The sequence below is a fragment of the Corynebacterium drakensteinense genome, from assembly GCF_041224285.1.
Lineage (GTDB): Bacteria > Actinomycetota > Actinomycetes > Mycobacteriales > Mycobacteriaceae > Corynebacterium.
In genome coordinates this window covers 30,802-49,461 of record NZ_JAXOFP010000012.1, presented here as the reverse complement: position 1 = coordinate 49,461, position 18,660 = coordinate 30,802, and the positions used below count along the sequence as shown (strand labels likewise).

General features: G+C 53.2%; 17 protein-coding genes. 10 read left to right on the top strand and 7 right to left on the bottom strand.

The window, feature by feature from the left end:
- The first annotated feature begins 129 nt into the window (after positions 1-129).
- The 5 genes from U1140_RS08020 (at position 130) to U1140_RS08000 (ending at position 5,251) form a co-directional block, all read left to right on the top strand.
- Positions 130-1,683: a PucR family transcriptional regulator gene (locus U1140_RS08020; RefSeq protein ID WP_369847073.1), complete on the top strand. Its 1,554-nt coding sequence runs from the start codon at positions 130-132 to the stop codon at positions 1,681-1,683.
- Between the two features lie 196 nt (positions 1,684-1,879).
- A complete protein-coding gene (locus tag U1140_RS08015) occupies positions 1,880-2,608 on the top strand; it encodes an amino acid ABC transporter ATP-binding protein (RefSeq protein ID WP_369847106.1) in 729 nt (242 codons plus the stop codon).
- A 93-nt stretch (positions 2,609-2,701) separates the two neighbouring features.
- Complete coding sequence (locus U1140_RS08010) at positions 2,702-3,592, top strand: glutamate ABC transporter substrate-binding protein (protein WP_369847072.1); 891 nt, start codon at positions 2,702-2,704, stop codon at positions 3,590-3,592.
- A 67-nt stretch (positions 3,593-3,659) separates the two neighbouring features.
- Positions 3,660-4,346 (top strand): amino acid ABC transporter permease, encoded by a 687-nt coding sequence (locus tag U1140_RS08005; protein WP_369847071.1) that lies wholly within the window; start codon positions 3,660-3,662, stop codon positions 4,344-4,346.
- A complete protein-coding gene (locus U1140_RS08000; RefSeq protein ID WP_369847070.1) occupies positions 4,346-5,251 on the top strand; it encodes an amino acid ABC transporter permease in 906 nt (301 codons plus the stop codon). Before U1140_RS08005 ends, U1140_RS08000 begins: the two co-directional genes overlap by 1 nt.
- Here U1140_RS08000 and U1140_RS07995 read toward each other — a convergent pair.
- Positions 5,178-6,569: an APC family permease gene (locus U1140_RS07995; RefSeq protein WP_369847068.1), complete on the bottom strand. Its 1,392-nt coding sequence runs from the start codon at positions 6,567-6,569 to the stop codon at positions 5,178-5,180. The two genes, U1140_RS08000 and U1140_RS07995, sit on opposite strands and share 74 nt — an antisense overlap.
- 132 nt (positions 6,570-6,701) lie before the next feature.
- On the opposite strand from U1140_RS07995, the gene U1140_RS07990 reads away from it, so the two are divergent.
- The 3 genes from U1140_RS07990 (at position 6,702) to U1140_RS07980 (ending at position 9,822) form a co-directional block, all read left to right on the top strand.
- A complete protein-coding gene (locus U1140_RS07990) occupies positions 6,702-6,890 on the top strand; it encodes a hypothetical protein (protein WP_369847067.1) in 189 nt (62 codons plus the stop codon).
- A gap of 197 nt (positions 6,891-7,087) precedes the next feature.
- Entirely contained in the window at positions 7,088-8,650 is a 1,563-nt protein-coding gene (locus tag U1140_RS07985) for a type I restriction-modification system subunit M (RefSeq protein WP_369847066.1), read from the top strand.
- Complete coding sequence (locus tag U1140_RS07980; protein WP_369847065.1) at positions 8,647-9,822, top strand: restriction endonuclease subunit S; 1,176 nt, start codon at positions 8,647-8,649, stop codon at positions 9,820-9,822. Before U1140_RS07985 ends, U1140_RS07980 begins: the two co-directional genes overlap by 4 nt.
- On the opposite strand, the gene U1140_RS07975 is transcribed toward U1140_RS07980, so the two are convergent.
- Positions 9,819-10,292, bottom strand: coding sequence for an RloB domain-containing protein (locus U1140_RS07975; protein WP_369847104.1), 474 nt, complete (start codon positions 10,290-10,292; stop codon positions 9,819-9,821). The two genes, U1140_RS07980 and U1140_RS07975, sit on opposite strands and share 4 nt — an antisense overlap.
- A 4-nt stretch (positions 10,293-10,296) precedes the next feature.
- Positions 10,297-11,694 carry an AAA family ATPase gene (locus tag U1140_RS07970; RefSeq protein WP_369847064.1) on the bottom strand — a complete coding sequence of 466 codons (1,398 nt, stop codon included), beginning with the start codon at positions 11,692-11,694 and terminating at the stop codon, positions 10,297-10,299.
- 106 nt (positions 11,695-11,800) lie between these two features.
- On the opposite strand from U1140_RS07970, the gene U1140_RS07965 reads away from it, so the two are divergent.
- Complete coding sequence (locus U1140_RS07965; RefSeq protein ID WP_369847062.1) at positions 11,801-11,947, top strand: hypothetical protein; 147 nt, start codon at positions 11,801-11,803, stop codon at positions 11,945-11,947.
- Between the two features lie 50 nt (positions 11,948-11,997).
- Here U1140_RS07965 and U1140_RS07960 read toward each other — a convergent pair whose 3' ends face one another.
- Entirely contained in the window at positions 11,998-12,483 is a 486-nt protein-coding gene (locus U1140_RS07960) for a DUF4411 family protein (RefSeq protein ID WP_369847061.1), read from the bottom strand.
- Positions 12,484-13,743 carry an ImmA/IrrE family metallo-endopeptidase gene (locus U1140_RS07955; protein WP_369847060.1) on the bottom strand — a complete coding sequence of 420 codons (1,260 nt, stop codon included), beginning with the start codon at positions 13,741-13,743 and terminating at the stop codon, positions 12,484-12,486.
- Positions 13,744-13,763: 20 nt separating this feature from the next.
- On the opposite strand from U1140_RS07955, the gene U1140_RS07950 reads away from it, so the two are divergent.
- A complete protein-coding gene (locus tag U1140_RS07950; RefSeq protein ID WP_369847059.1) occupies positions 13,764-16,943 on the top strand; it encodes a type I restriction endonuclease subunit R in 3,180 nt (1,059 codons plus the stop codon).
- 51 nt (positions 16,944-16,994) lie between these two features.
- Here U1140_RS07950 and U1140_RS07945 read toward each other — a convergent pair whose 3' ends face one another.
- Positions 16,995-17,675 carry a hypothetical protein gene (locus U1140_RS07945; protein ID WP_369847058.1) on the bottom strand — a complete coding sequence of 227 codons (681 nt, stop codon included), beginning with the start codon at positions 17,673-17,675 and terminating at the stop codon, positions 16,995-16,997.
- 227 nt (positions 17,676-17,902) lie between these two features.
- The gene (locus U1140_RS07940) at positions 17,903-18,655 is read right to left on the bottom strand and encodes an NAD-dependent deacylase (protein ID WP_369847057.1); all 753 of its coding nucleotides are present in this window, start codon (positions 18,653-18,655) and stop codon (positions 17,903-17,905) included.
- Positions 18,656-18,660 lie beyond the last annotated feature (5 nt).

The window sequence follows — 18,660 nt, the reverse complement described above, 5'->3', positions numbered from 1 at the left end:
TGATCACATCCTGTTCTGCGAATTGGGTGGCGTGCGGAGTGCTGTCCACTCATTATCTGTAGTTTCGGTCACAAAATCTAGGTACAATGTGGCGAATTTTTAGCTTTGATTTCGCTATTGTGTATAACCATGGCGGATTTGACGTTTCGGTGGCTGTTTCAGCAAAGCGAGCTTGGGCTGCACCCGTTGACGGGAAATAACCCGTTGGCGGGAAATAACGCTGAGCAGTGTACGTTCACTACCGTGCACGTCAGCGAACTGCGGAATCCGGCCGAATTTACGTTGCCGGGCGCGATCATCATGCTGGTGGGGCTGGATTTCGTCGACAAGCCCGGCGAATTTGCTACCTATGCCCGGGTGCTTGCCGACGCCGGGGTGGCCGGGATTGGGTTTGGCACCGGGATTGCATTTGCTGATGTGCCAGACGAGCTTGTCGACGCCGCGGCGCAGCATGGCCTGGTGCTTTTTGAAGTACCGCGGCCCGTACCGTTCCTCTCGGTAACCTCTGCTGTCAGCCGCGAACAGAGCCGGCGGGAACAGCAGCGGCAAACCACATTGCGCAAACAGCAGGAAAAACTTAGTGCTGCCGCCTGGCGTGGTGGGCTGGATGATTTGTGTCAGGTTGGTGCCCGGGAGTTGGCTGCCACGGTGGCTATCGTTAGTGAATCCGGTGCGCTGTGGGCCCAGGCCGGTGGTGAACCTGGATCTCAACGGGCGCGAATGCAGCAGAAAATTGAATTACCCGGCAGTTCTCATGCCATGTTGGTGGTGGAAGCGGCTGGGAAATTTGATGCTTATGCCCGAGCGCTGATCAAACATTTGGCTGGCCTGGCCGGGTTGTTGGTGCATCGTCGTGGGCAGGACCACGCCGGGCCCGCCGAAGCACTTGGGGCATTGGTCTTGTCGACGCTGCTGGCAGACGAGGTTGGTGGTACGCGCGAGATGGCTGGTGATCGAGTAGAAGCCGGGCCTGCTGGCCCCACTGCGGTGTCTCGCCAGCGTGGCCTTCTGGCGGATGCCATGGATGTGGTGGCTAGCCGCGGTGAGGTGGTGTTCGCCGGTATCGTCGCTGAGCAACCGGATGAGCTTGCCGCCGCGGTGACGGAGTATGTGCAGGGTGCGGGTGCAGGAGCTCGCCGAAGCGAAGCTAGTTTTGGGGGCGGAGCCCGTTATGCGCTGCGGCTTTCTGATACCCAGGCGTTGCTTGCTGTGCACCCAGATGATGTGTTGCCGTCGCCGAAAGAGTTGGCGCAGGAGGGGCCGGAAAGCGCGACCGTCCGAATGGCACTGCAGCGCAGACCGTGGCGGGGGTTCGGGCGGCTAGAGTGTGATCGGTTGCTGGTGCACGCTAGTTCGCTTGCACCGGGCAATGTTGCGGAATGGAGCGAGACCACGCCTGCGTGGATGCGTGTGCCAGGGGTGGATGCGGCGTTGCGGCGGCGTCGGCAAGAGTTGTTGGCTGGGGTGTATGCGCAGGGGCTTGCTGGTGAGCAGGCCGAGCAGTTGGTTATGACGCTGCGGGTGTATTTGCTGAATTCCTGCAATTTGGGTGCGACGGCCGATGTGTTGGGGGTGCATCGGCACACTGTGCGTTCGCGGATTGCGAGGGTCCAGCAGTTGGCTGGGGTTGATCTGGATGACCCTCTGAGCCGTGCTGAGCTGGTGTTGGTGCTGGCGGGTTAAGAGATTCTCTTGATCAGAACTTCGACCGTTATTGAATTGTTATCGATATACGACATTTAGGTCCATGAAACCAGTAATGTAGCTCATATGATTTACAGCACATATAGACATAGGGGGTGTCATGAGTAACAATGAACCCGCAGCGGCGACTTCTGCCGATGATAGGGAGGCTTACCAGCTTGCTAATGCAGGGCCGATGATTTCGATAAAGAGTGTGGAGAAATACTTCGGTGATTTTCACGCTTTGAAAAATATCAACGTGGAGGTCGCCCGCGGCGAAGTCGTCGTCGTACTGGGGCCATCAGGATCCGGAAAGTCCACCCTGTGCCGCACAATCAATCGTCTGGAAACCATCGAAGAAGGTGAGATCCACATTGATGGTACGCGGTTGGCCGAAGAAGGCTCGGAACTGGCTAAACTGCGCGCAGACGTCGGCATGGTGTTCCAGCAATTCAATCTGTTCCCACACCTATCAATCAAGGAAAACGTCACCCTAGGGCCACGCAAGGTGCGCAAGCAGTCGAAGTCTGAAGCTAACCAGACCGCAATGGAACTGCTGGAACGTGTCGGTATCGCCAACCAGGCAGATAAATACCCATCACAACTTTCCGGTGGCCAGCAGCAGCGCGTCGCCATTGCTCGCGCGCTGGCTATGAAGCCTAAGGTCATTCTTTTCGACGAACCAACCTCTGCGCTGGACCTCGAGATGGTTAGCGAAGTGTTGGAAGTCATGACTGACCTCGCCAAAGAGGGTATGACGATGGTGGTCGTTACCCACGAGATGGGGTTTGCCCGCAAGGCAGCCGACCGCGTGTTGTTTATGGCTGACGGGGAAGTACTCGAAGATGCTACCCCTGAAGAATTTTTCACCAACCCGCAAACCAGCCGGGCGCAAGATTTCCTGGGCAAAATCCTGTCACATTAACGCTTTCAACGATCCCCACGTTAACCATTCCATCCCGTATCCATCCATTTCTACTATCTCGCTCTTAAACTTCTCAGCCAGAAAGGCATACTCATGCAAATCTCACATAACTCCCGCCTAGCCGTCGCAGCCTCCACCGTCACCATCACAGGTCTGGTGCTTACAGCCTGTGGCGGCTCCGACGACGGTACCGATGCCGCTGGCGAAGGCCTACTCAGCCAGATCGAATCCGGGCACGTGACCATTGGAACTAAGTATGACCAGGTAGGGCTCGGCCTGCGCGAGGCCTCCGGTGAGGTCGTGGGCTTTGATGTGGATGTCGCCACGTTCATCGTCGAAAAGATTGCTGAAACCAACGGCTGGGAAACCCCAGAAATTGAATGGCGTGAAACCCCATCGGCGCAGCGTGAGACACTGATCGGAAACGGTGAAGTCGATATGATTGCTGCGACGTATTCCATCAACCCAAGCCGCTCTGAATCCGTGAACTTCGGTGGCCCGTACTTGCTTACGCACCAGGCATTATTGGTCTCTGACGACGATAAAGACATCAAAGGCATGGAAGACCTGGACGGCAAAATTTTGTGTTCGGTGACTGGTTCCACCCCAGCGCAAACGGTGAAAGAGGAAATTCCTGGTGTGCAGTTACAGGAATTCGACACCTATTCTTCCTGTGTTGAAGCACTACGACAGGGCACCATTGATGCCATCACCACTGATGCGACGATTCTGAATGGCTACTCTGCACAATCCCCGGGTGATTTCCGTGTTGTAGAAATGAAAAAAGACGGCAAAGATTTCACCGATGAGTACTACGGAATCGGCCTGGCCAAGGGAGATGACGAAGGCACCGCGGCGATCAACGAAGCCCTTGAAGCCCTGTATGAAGAAGGCAAGTTCCAAGAATTCTTGGATGCAAACTTAGATGGTGGTTCAGGAGTCACCGAAGCCACCCCGGGTGATCTGTCGTTCCTGGAATCCTAATCCCGCGGACATTTGACAGACCACGTTAAAAGACCTGGACATTGAAAAGAAGGGCACACCGACACATATGGAAGCGATGTGGAACCAACTCGGGCCAGGCCTTTGGCCCGCGTTTTGGTTGACAATCCAGCTGACGTTTTATTCCGCAGTTGGAGCAATGATCGTCGGCTCGATTCTCACCGCGATGCGTGTCTCGCCAGTGGCAATGCTGCGTGGCATGGCGACGGCGTACATCAGCACAGTGCGTAATACCCCGCTGACGCTGGTCATACTGTTTTGTTCCTTCGGGCTGTACCAAAACCTGGGGTTAGCCTTGGCAAGCCGGGAATCATCATCATTTTTGGTGGATAATAATTTCCGCTTAGCCATCCTCGGATTCGTCATTTATACCTCGGCGTTCGTGGCGGAGTCATTACGTTCGGGTATTAATACCGTCGATTTTGGGCAGGCAGAAGCGGCCCGTTCCTTGGGGCTGAGCTTCCGGAATATCTTCAGCATTATTGTGTTCCCGCAGGCAATCCGCGCGGCCATCGTGCCGTTAGGAAACACCCTAATTGCGCTGACGAAAAATACCACCATCGCTTCCGTTATCGGGGTCGCAGAGGCTTCATTGTTAATGAAGTCGGTTATCGAGATGCACGCGAATCAATTGTTCGTTATCTTTGGCGTCTTCGTTGTGGGGTTCATGATCTTGACCCTGCCCATGGGGTTGTGTCTCGGAAAACTTTCTGATCGTCTGGCGGTGAAGAAATAATGAGTACTCGCGCTACCGTTTTATACGACGCGCCGGGCCCGAAGGGTAGGCGCAATAACCTCATCTTGACCATAGTCACGACCCTCATATTTCTTGCCGTGGTGGCCTGGATACTCTCGGTATTGCATGCCAATGGTCAGCTGGAAGCTGCAAAATGGAAACCGTTTATTCAGCAAAACACGTGGTCGACGTATATCCTGCCCGGTTTGCAGGGCACCGTGTTTGCTGCGGTGACCTCCATTGTCCTGGCGTGCTTGATTGGTGGATTGCTTGGCTTGGGCCGCTTGGCGACGATTACGTGGGTCCGATGGATTTGCGGCGTGATTGTGGAAATTTTCCGCGCCATTCCGGTGCTGTTATTGATGATCTTCGCTTATCAGTTGTTCGCCGTCTATGACGTGGTGCCGTCGAGCCAGCTAGCATTTGCTGCCGTGGTTTTTGGTTTGACTATGTATAACGGCTCCGTGATCGCGGAAATCCTGCGCTCTGGCATTAAATCTTTGCCGAAAGGCCAGATGGAAGCAGCACGCGCACTGGGGTTGTCACACAATCAGGCCATGGTGCGGGTGCTGTTGCCGCAGGCCATCGCCGCGATGCTGCCTGCACTGGTAGCACAAATGGTGATTGCGCTGAAAGACTCTGCACTCGGCTACCAAATTGGTTACGTGGAAGTGGTTCGCTCTGGTATTCAGGCAGCGTCGTTCAACCAGAACTTCTTGGCATCGCTGGCGGTGGTTGGCATCATTATGATTCTGATCAACTACGCGTTGACTGCGCTGGCAGGGTTCGTCGAAAAGCGGCTGCGTGCTGGGCGTTCTCGCAAGAATCCGTTCAGGCAGACTTTCCAGCGCCAGACCGCAGGGCAGAAGATGGCAGGAAAAATCCCGCAAGAAAAAATCCAATAAGTGCCAATCCCCAGATGATGGCGGCTGTGGTGCCGTCGACCAGGAACGGGAAATTCCAGAGAGAGATACCCAGTACAAGTAGCAATCCAACCCCGCCTAGCGCCGTTGCAACAAGAATGCCGAGGCTAGCGCGCGATGTGGAATGTTCGCGGTACTTTTTCGCAAAGCTGAGAATCGCGGCGCTGGTCAGCGCCATCATGAAGATCACGCCCACCGCACCCGCGCCTGAGTACCAGGTATAAATCTGCAGCACCGGATCCAGTTGCGCAACTGCCGAAACAGCCACGATGAGCGTGGTGATGCCACTGACCCACAAGGATGCCCGAGATGGGGCGCGGTGTGCGTCGTGAACAACCGCCAGGCTGTGGGGCAGAACACCGCGTTGTCCTAGCGTAAAGAAGTACCTGGTCACTATGTTGTGGAATGCGAGCATGCAGGCGAACATGCTGGTGACGATGAGTACCTGGACCACATCGGCCATGATCGGGGCAACAACGTCACCAGCAAGGGAGATCACGGCGGTATCCGGGTTTTCCTGTGCAATCGCGACGGCATTATCTACACCCAGGCCTGAGATGACTAGCCATGAGGATACAAAGTAGAGCACGCCAATGATGCTGACAGCCAGGAATGTCGCCCGCGGAATGGTGCGCTCTGGATCTTTTGCCTCGTTCCGGAAAACCGCGGTGGCTTCGAAGCCGAAAAACCCGAGGAATGCGAACAACAGGCCTAACCCAGGTGCTCCGCTCATGGCTTCGGAAGGGCTGAATGGCCGGGTGGCTAGCTCATTTCCAGAAAACAGAACGCCGAGGTCGATGGCCACTACGGCGATGACTTCGAGTATTAACACCAGGCCGAGCACTTTTGCGGATAGCTCAATGTCGTGAAAGCCCAAATAACCCACGATCAGCAGCATGATAGCTGAGATAAGCCACCACGGTAGGTCGATTCCGGTCCATAAGGCCAGGAGATTTCCTGCTTGCACTCCTAAATAACACGTCATCGACACCGTGAGCAGTACGTAGCTCAGTAATGCTACCGCTGCGGTTCCTAGTCCGGTGCGTGTGCCGAGTCCATGGTGGACATAGGAATAAAACGCTCCCGCATCAGGAATTAGTGGACTCATCCACGCGAATCCAACGGAGAAGAGCAATAAAATAACCGTGGCAGCTGCGATCATCAAAGGCGCGCCGACGGAGTCAGAAACCGTAAAGATGATTGGGAAATTAGCTCCGACGACGGTAATCGGAGCTGCTGCTGCAATCACCATGAATACGATGCCGGTGACGCCTAAGCGGCGTTGCAGGGTGGTTTCCATGCGGAGTCCTTTGGGGAGTTCTCGGGATATTGACGTATGTCACTAAAAATAGCGTTCCCGAAATCGCCGACAATAGGATAACTATTGTAACGGTAATTCGATTCGATCAAGGGAAAGCTGCGAGGAGAGATCATGCCAGCACCATTATCGACTCCACGTTCAACGGAGGAGCTTCGCAGTGACCGTGACCAGGTCGAAAAAGAAATGACTCCCTACACAGTGGAGATGTTGCAGCGACTCCGAGAAGCAGGCGCTCTCGAATTCAAAGAAGAAGAACTGCTCGATCGCTATGAAGCACTTTCGTGGCTCATTGAAGACTAATTTCTGTGGACACCAACGAGTTATTATCGTTGCTTGCCCCGTCTAGGGGATTTCCGAAGAAAATATGGAATCAGGCTCTTAGTATTCGCGATCTAGGCGTCTACTCCCCGCCGTGCCACCCCCAAATCCTGCCACGCTAAATCTAGACTGGTGGAGACGATTCACCGCATGATCAGCATAGAAATGACGAGGGCACCGTGGCGAAGAATTCTGAGCGCGCAGAGCTGCATAAAACTATTTGGCGCATCGCAAATGATTTGCGGGGCAGTGTCGACGGCTGGGATTTCAAGTCTTATGTTCTCGGGATGCTTTTCTATCGCTTCATCTCGGAGAACTTGCGTGATCACATTAACCGCGAGGAACGCGCAGCGGGTGATGAGAGCTTTGACTATGCCCAGCTGGTGGACGAGGAAGCGGAGTTCGGCCGCGAGATAACCGTTAAAGAGCGCGGCTTTTTCATCCTTCCTTCGCAGCTGTTCCATAACGTGCGCGACCGGGCGCATAACGACGAGAACCTCAACGAAACCCTGGAGAAGGTGTTCAAGGGGATTGAGGGTTCTGCGATCGGCACCGACAGTGAGGAAGACATCAAGGGACTTTTCGACGACGTCGACGTCAACAGCGCGAAGCTCGGCGGCACGGTGGCTAAGCGGAATGAGAAGCTGGCGAAGTTGCTCTATGCTATCGGTGATTTGCCGCTCAACCAGGGCTTCACCGAGAACACCATCGATCTTTTCGGCGACGCCTATGAATACCTCATGCAGATGTATGCTTCCCAGGCAGGTAAATCGGGCGGCGAGTATTACACCCCGCAGGAGGTCTCGGAGTTGCTGGCCCGCATCACTGTGCAAGGCAAGCAACGCGTGAGCAGGGTGTATGACCCAGCGGTTGGCTCTGGCTCGTTGCTGTTGAAGTTCCGCAAGGTGTTGGGCGAGGGCGGTGTGACCGATGGCTACTATGGCCAAGAGATTAACTTGACGACGTTCAACCTCGCCCGCATCAACATGTTTTTGCATGGTGTTAGCTATGACAAATTCCACTTGGCGCTCGGCGATACTTTGGTGGAACCGCAGCACTGGAGCGATGAGCCTTTTGAAGCGATTGTTTCCAACCCGCCTTATTCCATTAAGTGGGAAGGCGATAATAACCCGGTTCTGATTAATGATCCGCGTTATTCTCCGGCTGGTGTGCTGGCGCCGAAGTCGAAAGCTGATCTTGCCTTCACCATGCATATTCTTAGCTGGCTTGCGGAAAACGGTACCGCAGCCATCGTAGAATTCCCTGGCGTGCTGTACCGCGGGGGAGCGGAACAGAAGATCCGGAAGTACCTAGTAGACAACAACTACGTCGATACTGTTATCCAGTTGCCGCCGGATTTGTTCTTCGGGACGACGATTGGCACATGCATCATTGTGCTGAAGAAATCGAAGACCACGAACGACGTGCTTTTCATTGATGCTTCCAAGCAGTTTGAGCGCGTAGGCAACAAGAATAAGCTCACTGAGCAAAGCCAGAACACGATTCTGGAAACGATCGCCAACCGTGAAGAATCCGAGCATTATGCCTACCGCGTAGAAAACGACAAGCTCGCAGAAAACGACTACAATCTCTCGGTCTCGTCCTATGTTGAACCGGAAGATACTCGCGAGATCATCGACATCAAAGAGTTGAATGCAGAGATTGCAAGCATTGTTATGCGCCAATCTCAGCTTCGCGACGCCATCGACGAGATCGTTAAGGACTTGGAGGCTGACCAGTGAGCCGCGTAGATGATCTGATTAAAAAGCTCTGCCCGAATGGGGTGACTTTTGTTATTTTAGAAAATCTATTTCATATTAAGGGTGGATATACTCCTCCTAAATCGAATCCAAAAAATTGGGAAACCTCAGAAATACCTTGGTTTCGAATGGAAGATATCCGAGAAAATGGCCCTGTACTGGATGCAGCTTTATCGGGTGTGTCTCCCGCTGCGGTCAAGAACGGACAGTTATTTCCAGCCGATTCGCTTATTGTTGCAACATCGGCAACTATCGGTGAACATGCACTGATACGGGTCCCGTACCTTTGCAATCAGAGGTTTGTTTCTTTACAGGTAAAAGAAGAATTCCGAAATCTAGTAGATATAAAGTTTTTGTATTATTATGCATATGTTCTTGATGAGTGGTGTTTGAGTAACACAACGCAAAGTAGTTTCGCATCTGTGCAAATGAAGGGGTTCAAGAAATTTAAATTTCCTATCCCACCTCTAGAAATCCAGCAGGAAATCGCTAGAATATTAGATAAGTTCACTCAGCTGGAGGCGGAGCTGGAGGCGGAGCTGGAGGCGGAGCTGGAGGCTCGGCGGAAGCAGTATGCCTATTACCGTGAGCAATTGTTGGGTACTGATGGTCCGTCTGCGAATGCCGTCATGCTTAAAGATATTTCGGATATGAGAGCCGGAAAGGGTATTCCAGCAGCCGAGATTTCTGACAAATATTCAGAAGGCACTCCTGTGCCATGCTTTGGCGGTGGTGGAATGCGGGGGTACGTAGCCGAATCGAACCAAACCGGAGGTAAAGTTCTCATTGGTCGTCAAGGCGCGCTTTGTGGCAACGTGGCTTGGGCTTCGGATGATTTTTATGCCACTGAGCACGCGGTGGTAGTTACTTCTCGGCCTGAATTAGACCCACGATGGGCTTTTCATAAGTTTATTGCAATGGACCTTAACCAATACGCCTCGAAGTCAGCGCAGCCAGGATTATCAGTGCAAAAATTAAAAAATCTGCAGATTGATCTGCCTCCTTTAGCTAGGCAGCGGGAGGTTGCTGCGATCCTCGACAAATTCGATGCCTTGGTCAATGACATCAGCACTGGCTTACCCGCAGAAATTGCAGCACGCCGGAAACAATACGAGTATTACCGGGATAAACTACTGAGCTTTGAGCCGGTCTAACCCACGTGGTCGCGAAGCAAATCGATGAGCCAGGGAATACCACTAGACGGGTTGCTCCCGGCAACAGTATTTCCAGGGTAGTGCTTACTGTTCTTCGCGCGAGCATACGCTTGATCGAAATTCTCGAAGGGAAACTTTTGGTGTAATTCCTTATCGTTTTTCGGAGAGACCAAATCGTGCTTTCGTACCTTTTGGCGCAAATCCCGTGCCGTAATTGCTGCGGTTTGTTCTTGAGCATGAAGCAACAACCAGAGCTCAAATTGAGGGTTGGTGACCACCGCAGCCATATTCTTGTGCTTGGAAACTTCGCGGAGCACTTCTGGAAGTGTCGGGTGGTCATCGTGGTCTAATACTAGGCAACCAAAATCGAAGTCACCACTGTCCATCCTGTTGCGACATTCATCCCACACTCTGCGAGGCTCCCCACCGGCAGCTACTACCGTGAGGCTGGGGGAAGTCGACCTTGGCATAGATTTACACCAGTGCTCCAGAGCCTTCATGGGCGCCATGCAACGCTACTTTCGATATCAACTCGGGAATTACCCTTGGGGTGGCTCCGTACCTATCCTCCAGAAACTGCTTAGCTATATTCGTGCCTCCCCGGATATCAGGGAAATCTCTCAAGCTGTAAAGCTCGCTGGCACCATCAATTTCTTTCTCGGTAAACCAGATCTGCCCAGGGTGAAGGTTAAGTTCTGCTTGCGGCATGAGTAGGGAAATATCATGCGTCGAGAAAATAAGTTGAGCGTGGTGGGGATTCAGCTCCGGTGTTTGGAAAACCCGTACTATTTCCGCGGCGAGCTTTGGATGCAGACTTGAACTCAATTCATCAACGCACAACACAGTTCCGTGCCGTAGTACCTCCACCATCGGAATTGCTAGCGCTAGCCACGCAAGCGTTCCGGAAGACTGGTCATTGATTCCGAATTTGGGCTGTGGGGCGTCGGAATGAATAGTTTTGTGGGTAAACTGTAGCGACCTTTGAATAAAATCGTGCGTTTCTTTCTCACTATGTTCGCGCTTGGGAAGCTCTGCGGATGCAACAGGCTCGGGAGCGTCGCTTTCGAGTGCACGCATGATCGTGCGCAGGCGCTTCGCAATGTCATTCGGTAGCTTTTGGATATCCACATCAATTTTTTGGATGCCGAAATCACTTACTTGTGCAAGAGCGCTGAAATCATCGAGATGGATGTTTCCTTTATCCAATTCCTCGGTGATCCGGTGCAAGCGCAAGTTACGTTCGTCATCATCGACGCCTATGATGACCAAGCCATCCTTAATCTTTTGCGCAATAACCCCGAGTTGTCCGCGGCCAGTCATGCCCGCACGAGATAAGGCTAGCTCTCGGTGCGTGACTTCGAACTTGCCACCTAAACCTGCAGCAAGCTTTAACTTCACGCCGTCTTCTGATTGTTCCCGCGAAAGCAGGGTAGTTGCGCGTGAGGATCGGTATACCTGAAGAAGTTCATGCCCAAAACCCTGAGGCGTCACATCGAACTCATAATGGAACCGTGTTTCGCCGGGCGTAGGGTTCGCCTGGCTAAAGTCTGCGTCGAGGGTGAAGTCGATGGAATATGCACTCGGTTGTTCACGAGCCTCGCCCAGTAGGAATGGTTCGTGGGGGACGCTTCCGCGATTCAGCCATTCGCCAGAAGATGCACTGAGCGCAGACCATAGATATTTCAAGGCATCGATGACAGTCGTTTTACCTGAAGCGTTAGCACCGTAGATGGCAATCACTGGAAAAACGTTTTCGGTCCAGCTTTCACGAGAGTCCGGAATATTCGAGGTGAAATGTGGGCGCGTCAGTTCCAGATGGAATTCGTCGCGAAAACACCGGTGGTTTTCCACGACGAGATTGAGCAGCTTCATGTCCATCACTGTATCCCAAAGCCGGGTATACGTAAAAAAATTCCGATAAAGACATTTCAAGAACTCTCCGGTGTGATTCTTCTGCGCCTGCTAGCATCAAAGCAGCATGCGAGACCGTACACAGCAGCTGTCTGAAGTAGGCCACGGCGTCGATAAATTCGATGCCTTGGTCAATGACATCAGCACTGGCTTACCCGCAGAAATTGCAGCACGCCGGAAACAATACGAGTATTACCGGGAGATAAACTACTGAGCTTTCAGCCAGCAACTGCAGCTCAACAATGATGCCCGAATTTTGCACGTTTAGAACTGGATGTTTTCGGACCTCAGAAATTCAAGGTTCGTGTAGCAGCTGACACCAAAAGCAGCTGCAGCATCAGGAATCTTCACACGATTAATTTTTTGCGGGCTCGCAGTTTCATTCGTTAACAGCGTGAGCCTGCGTGCTGCTGCACTCGCAACCAACCAAGAATCCGCGTGATTTAGAAAATCGAGCACAGCCTTCGTCTGGTAGGCAGGATTCCGTTCGAATCGGGCCCATTGCGTAACCTCAGCGTACAAACCTAACTCGGCAGAATCCCTTGTTAGCAGACGGTCTTTGGGCACGGTGGCCTCCAACCAACGAATCTTATCGTCGTCTTTTTTCTTTAACTCTTCATAGACCTGTTCGTGAACACAAAATTCACCGGAAGAAAGTCTGGCCTCAAAAACCTTCCAGTAAGAGGGAAACACCGAGCGCGGGTAATAGTTAAATGCATTAAGCAAGATGTTTGTGTCTACTAAATACATTTAAGCGACTCCCTGGACACGTCCCACAAGAGCGTCGAGCGTCGCTGTCTTTGCAATACCCAGTTGGCGGGAGGCTTCCACATCATCGATATCTCCATCGAGCAAAGCCCCAGTTATTGATTCAACAAACCGTGCACCGAGGCGACTATTTATCGCGCGATAATAATCTCCTCCACCGCTTGGCGCCGTGTTCACGGGGCGATCAGGGCGTGACCTAAGGAAATCAGAAGCCTCACTTCGGGAAACTAAGTGTGTATCAACCAAGCTCCAAATTGTTACTTCAGCCGAAACACCAAACCTCTTAGATGCCCTGTCGCACGCATCCTCTAGGCTCGTTGATTGCGCCCAAATCTCCGTGAGCGCTGGTCTTGGCAACAATAATTCCGCAGCAAACTGATTGCACCAGCGCTCAATTTTTTGGTGGTCGTTTCGCTCGCCACTAACCCCCGGCTTCCCTAAAAGCACATGCCCAAGTTCATGTGCCAAGCTGAAATACTGACCGGCCTTGGCATCAGCGCCATTCACGAAAACCAACGCAAACCCCCGGTCCAGCACAGTGAAACCACGAAATTCTGCGACGTCCAATTTCCTACTAGTGTTGTTATCGACAATCGCCGTGCGCATCACCAACAAGCCGAGATCTTCCATCGCGTGGCTCAAAGCCGTACGCACATCGCGCCCTTGCTGCGGGCCCGAATTCCACTCTGTGTTTTCCAAAAAGTATTCAACGGCAGCAGCAGGAGCATCTGCTAAGGAAAATCGGTGTACTAATTCCGGAGGGGCTTCCCCAAGAAAAAACTGATAATCCGTATACCAGCGCAGACGCCCCTCGCAGTTAATGATCGTCTGCTCAAGCTCTGGGCTTATTTGCCGAAGTTGGTGGCTGCCGGTCGTGCGGAAGTCTGGAAGGGCAGGAGTATCGTCGACAGGCTGGTCAAGCAACAGATAACCAAATGGCACCCCAGCAAGGCCCGCTAATTTTTCGGCTTGCTTCAAAGTTGGTTGTTTCTCGCCGCTCAGCCACTGTGGCAACGCACGGAAATCCTGTTTAGCTTCAAGCTCGTCCTGCGACATCCGGATACGTGCAAGAGCCCACTGCAAGACAGGTTGTGCTATAGCTACGCGTAGTGCCATCACGGCCTCCTCTCGCTCGTGGTGTTGCGCGTCGATGAGATAACAACAGGCTACAACACCTGCGAAACATACGCCTCGAGCAGCAATTAAGCCTGCTAGCATCAAAGCAGCAGAAGGCGTCGGCAAGTAATAATCGGAAGGCTCAGATGATCGACAACCCCGCACGCAATTACGATCCCGTTGCGGTATCCGAAGAATCGACCGTCGTCGCAGAATACATCGCGGAACCCGCTGAAGAAACCGCCTACCAATCTGAGGCGGAACTCGAACGCGAATTCATCAGCATTTTGCGCTCCCAAGCCTACGAGCATCTGCCGATCCACACCGAAGACCAGCTACTGGCCAACCTGCGCACGCAGCTCGAGCGCCTGAACAACGTGCAGTTCAGCGATGCAGAATGGACCCGGTTTTTCGATAACCACGTCGCCGGCGCCAACGATGGCATTAAAGAAAAGACCATCCGCATCCAAGAAGACCACATCCAACCCTTGGTGCGTGACGACGGCAGCACCAAAAATATCCGGCTGCTGGATAAGAAAAACATCCACAACAACCACCTGCAGGTGATCAACCAATACGAGGTCGACAAAACCGAAGGCGGCGCCGCCTATTCCAACCGGTATGACGTCACCATCCTGGTCAACGGCCTGCCACTCGTACACGTCGAGCTCAAACGCCGCGGCGTGGACATCCGTGAAGCCTTCAACCAGATCGACCGCTACCAGCGCCACAGCTTCTGGGCCGAACGCGGGCTGTTTCAATACGTGCAACTATTCGTCATCAGCAATGGCACGCTGACGAAGTACTACTCCAACACCACCCGCGCGCAGCACGTAGAAAACTCCACCCGGGGCGGGAAAACCAAAACCTCGAACAGCTACGAATTCACCTCCTGGTGGGCCGATGCCAACAACAAACCAATCGAAGAACTCCCAGCCTTCGCCCGCACGTTCTTCGCCAAACGCACCCTGCTGAACATCCTGACGAAGTTCTGCGTGCTTACTTCCGATCACCTGTTGCTGGTCATGCGCCCGTATCAGATTGTGGCCACAGAGCGCATCCTGCAAAAGATCACCATCGCCACGAACTACAAAAAGCTCGGCACCATCGACGCCGGTGGCTATGTGTGGCACACCACTGGTTCCGGCAAAACCCTGACCTCGTTCAAGACGGCACAGCTGGCATCGCGGATGGACAGCGTCGACAAGGTCCTATTCGTCGTGGACCGTAAAGACCTCGACTACCAAACCATGCGTGAATACGACCGCTTCGAAAAAGGTGCGGCCAACTCAAACACCTCGACGAAGGTGCTGAAACAACAGCTTGAAGACCCCACCGCGCGCATCATCATTACAACGATCCAGAAACTCTCGACGTTCCTGAAACGCGAGAAAAACCACGACGTCACCAACCAACACGTCGTGATCATTTTCGACGAATGCCACCGCTCCCAATTTGGGGATATGCACACGCTCATCACGCGTTCGTTCAAACGCTACAACCTCTTCGGTTTTACCGGCACTCCCATCTTCGCCGTGAATAGCACCGGCGGGGGAAACCCCAACTTGCGCACCACCGAACAAGCCTTTGGAGAAAAGCTCCACACTTACACCATCGTGGACGCCATCAGCGACAAAAACGTGCTGCCGTTTCGCGTGGACTACATCAATACCATGCGAGCTGCCGACGCCAATGACTCTAATGCCGCCAATGGTTCTGGCGGCAATGGTTCTGGCGATGTGGAAGTCAGCGCGATTGATAGGGAAGCAGCGCTGCTGGCCCCACAACGCATCACCGGGGTGGTCTCCTATATTCGGACGCATTATGACCAGAAAACACTGCGCGCCACCAGCTACGAACACTCCGTGGTTACCAACGTTGCGCAGGCTTCCCGCGGACGCAAAGCCGAAGAAACCGTGAAAGCCGCACGCCGGGTAAAAGGCTTCAACGCGCTGTTTGCAGTCTCCTCGATCACCGCCGCGAAACTCTACTACCAAGAATTCGCACGCCAGCAAGCAGGACTACCCAGTGACAAACGCTTGCGCGTGGGCATGATCTATTCCTACGGCGTCAACGAAGCCACCGCCGACGGCAGCCTGGATGAAGAAGGCTTTGATGCCGAGCGCTTGAGCGGCGATTCACGGGAATTCCTCGACGCGGTCATCGCCGATTACAACAACATGTTCGGAACCAGCTACGACACCTCGTCGGATAGCTTCCAAAACTATTACAAAGACTTGTCCATGCGGCTGAAGAACAAAGAGCTCGACCTGGTTATTGTCGTGAACATGTTCCTCACCGGCTTCGACGCCACCACGATGAACACGTTATTCGTCGACAAGAATCTACGAGCCCACGGGTTGATCCAGGCGTATTCACGCACCAACCGCATTTTGAATTCCGCCAAAGCTTACGGCAACATCGTGTGCTTCCGCGACCTGGAAGAAGAAACGAACAAGGCGCTGGAGCTATTCGGCAACAAAGATGCGCGCAGCATCGTCACGCTGAAACCATTCGCGGAGTATTACGACGAGTACGCCGAGAAAGTCACCGAACTGCTGGATACCTACCCGCTGGGCGAACGGATCGTCGGCGAGCAGGCACAAAAGGAATTCATTGCTCTGTTCGGCGCTATCCTGCGGCTGCAGAACATCTTGACGGCGTTCGATAATTTTGCCGGTAATGAAATTTTGAGTGAACGGGATGCCCAGGACTACCGCAGCCGCTACCTGGACTTATACAACGACTTCCGCAGAACCGAGCGAGCAGAAAAAGAAAATATCAACGACGATGTTGTCTTTGAGATCGAACTGGTCAAACAAGTCGGCATCACTGTCGATTATATTTTGCTGCTGGTAGAAAAATACCGGGAGTCGCACGGAGACGTCGAAAGCAGCGAAGATGCCGAAATTCGCGCACAAATTACCCGTGCGGTAGATTCCAGCCCGCAGCTGCGGAACAAGAAAGACTTGGTAGAAGAATTCGTTGATTCCGTTACCGTGACAACCTCCGTTGATGAGGCCTGGCCAGCATACGTGCGCCGCAAAATGGCGCAAGAACTGAACCGCATTATTGAAGGCGAAAAATTAAAAGCAGACGCCACCTGGGATGTGGTACCCGCTGCTTTCGGCAGTGGAGCGGCCTACCTGGGCGGTGCGAAGATCGCGAAACTGCTTCCCCCGATGTCGCGGTTTAGCCGCGGCGGCGAGGACCGGAAAGAAAAACAATCGCGGGTTGAACAGAAACTGCACGAGTTATTCGCGCGGTTCGATCCGCTGTTTGTGGAGGACGGGTCTGCTGAGCTCATGCAGATGCGTGGGGCGTAGTGATTTGCGCTTGCGAAGTTGGCCTGGGGTTGATGCCCAGGTGTTTAATCCTTAATCCTTTACTTCGACTGCTGTTTTTGCAGGGAACAACGGATAAATTCGAATGAAATAAGGCTCGTAATGATGCTGTGCGCGAATAAAGCTGGCGACTTTTTCGCATGGTGCCATCTCATCGAAGCATCCATTCCAATAGCTTTCCCACCAACGCAATTGGGCGTTGTATCGAAAAGGAAATTCACTGTCCATTGGTGGGGAATGCCGGAAATGTATTCTGGCGGCAAGAGTTTCAAAGGCAAATCCTGCTGTGCGTGCCAGAAGTTCTTGTTCGCTTCGGCAATACATGGACTGATTTGGCCACGGAAATTCATACATATACCCGTAAAAGCCGACTAGTTCTGGTTTTTGGCCTTGTGGTTTTTCTATTTCAATATCTGGATTGAAATGGACTGGGCGGCCTAGATTTAGTGCGGGGTCGACTGTGTGGGCATAACGTTTGATCCATTCGAGTAGGGAGGCATCGTCGAAAATTTCGAATTGGAGATATATGTGGTGGTGTAGAAATGGGGTAATTTGGGTGGCGATTTGGGATATTTTTGCGTCTACGATGCACCGTTGTATTGCTGCTTGGTAGAGGGGGTCAAAAAATGCGGCTTTATAAGCATCGTAGGCTTCTTTGAGAGCGGTCTTGTCTAGTTTTCCTGCAGCCTCGAAAGATAGAATCGAACCGTACAAGAATGAATGGGTTTTGAACGCAAGTTGGTCCCGCGAAGGCCATGGGCCCATGACAATGTAGCAGCTCCATGAGTTCGGGGCTAGTGTGTAAACACATATTGACCTGGCATGATTCATAGTAGGTGTCCTAAGCGTTTCCATTGGTTGACGTGATCGGGGCATCTCGACACAACGGTGCTTTGTGACCCATGGGTGCTTTGTAGCCCATTGTGTTCCTGAATACCAGATTACGGATTGCTAGTGATCCTCCCAGCGAGTATGTGTGACAGAGCCTCCGCAGCGGTGGCCGTGACAACCACGCTGGCTAGCTGTGATAAATCCGTCGGCTGTGGGCTGACCTCCACGATCGGAATACCACGCCTATACGCCGTCACAGGCAGCCCGGCGGCAGGGTAGACCACCCCAGAAGTTCCCACGATGAGCAGCGCGTCCGCCGTGGACATCCGACGTTCCGCCTCTACCCACTCATTTTGTGGTAGCGGTTCGCCAAACCAGACCACGCCTGGCCGAATGAGCCCACCGCACTCCTTGCATTCTGGCGGCGTAATCTTTTTCACTGGCGTGGTAGGCAGGGCAATCTGCTCACGATAAGGCGTTGCGCAATCCGTGCAGCGGAATTCAAACAAAGAACCATGCAAGTGGGCAACGTCGTCACTGCCAGCGCGTTCATGTAGGTTATCAATGTTTTGCGTTGTCACGGTCACTTTTCGTGCTGCTGCAAGGGCGCGGTGTCCGGCGTTGGGCTCGGCGCGTTGTGCCAAGTGTGCGCGCCATAGGTACCAGGCAAACATGGTTTCTGGATCGCGATGCCACGCATCGATTGAGGCCATCGCCTGCGGGTCAACGTTCTCCCACAAGCCGGTCTGCGCGTCCCGGTAAGTGGCGATCCCACTATCCGCACTCATGCCCGCGCCAGTGAACACTTCCACCTGGTTGGCGTCGGCAAGAATCTCGTGGGCGTCGATAAGCGATTGCTTCATGCCAC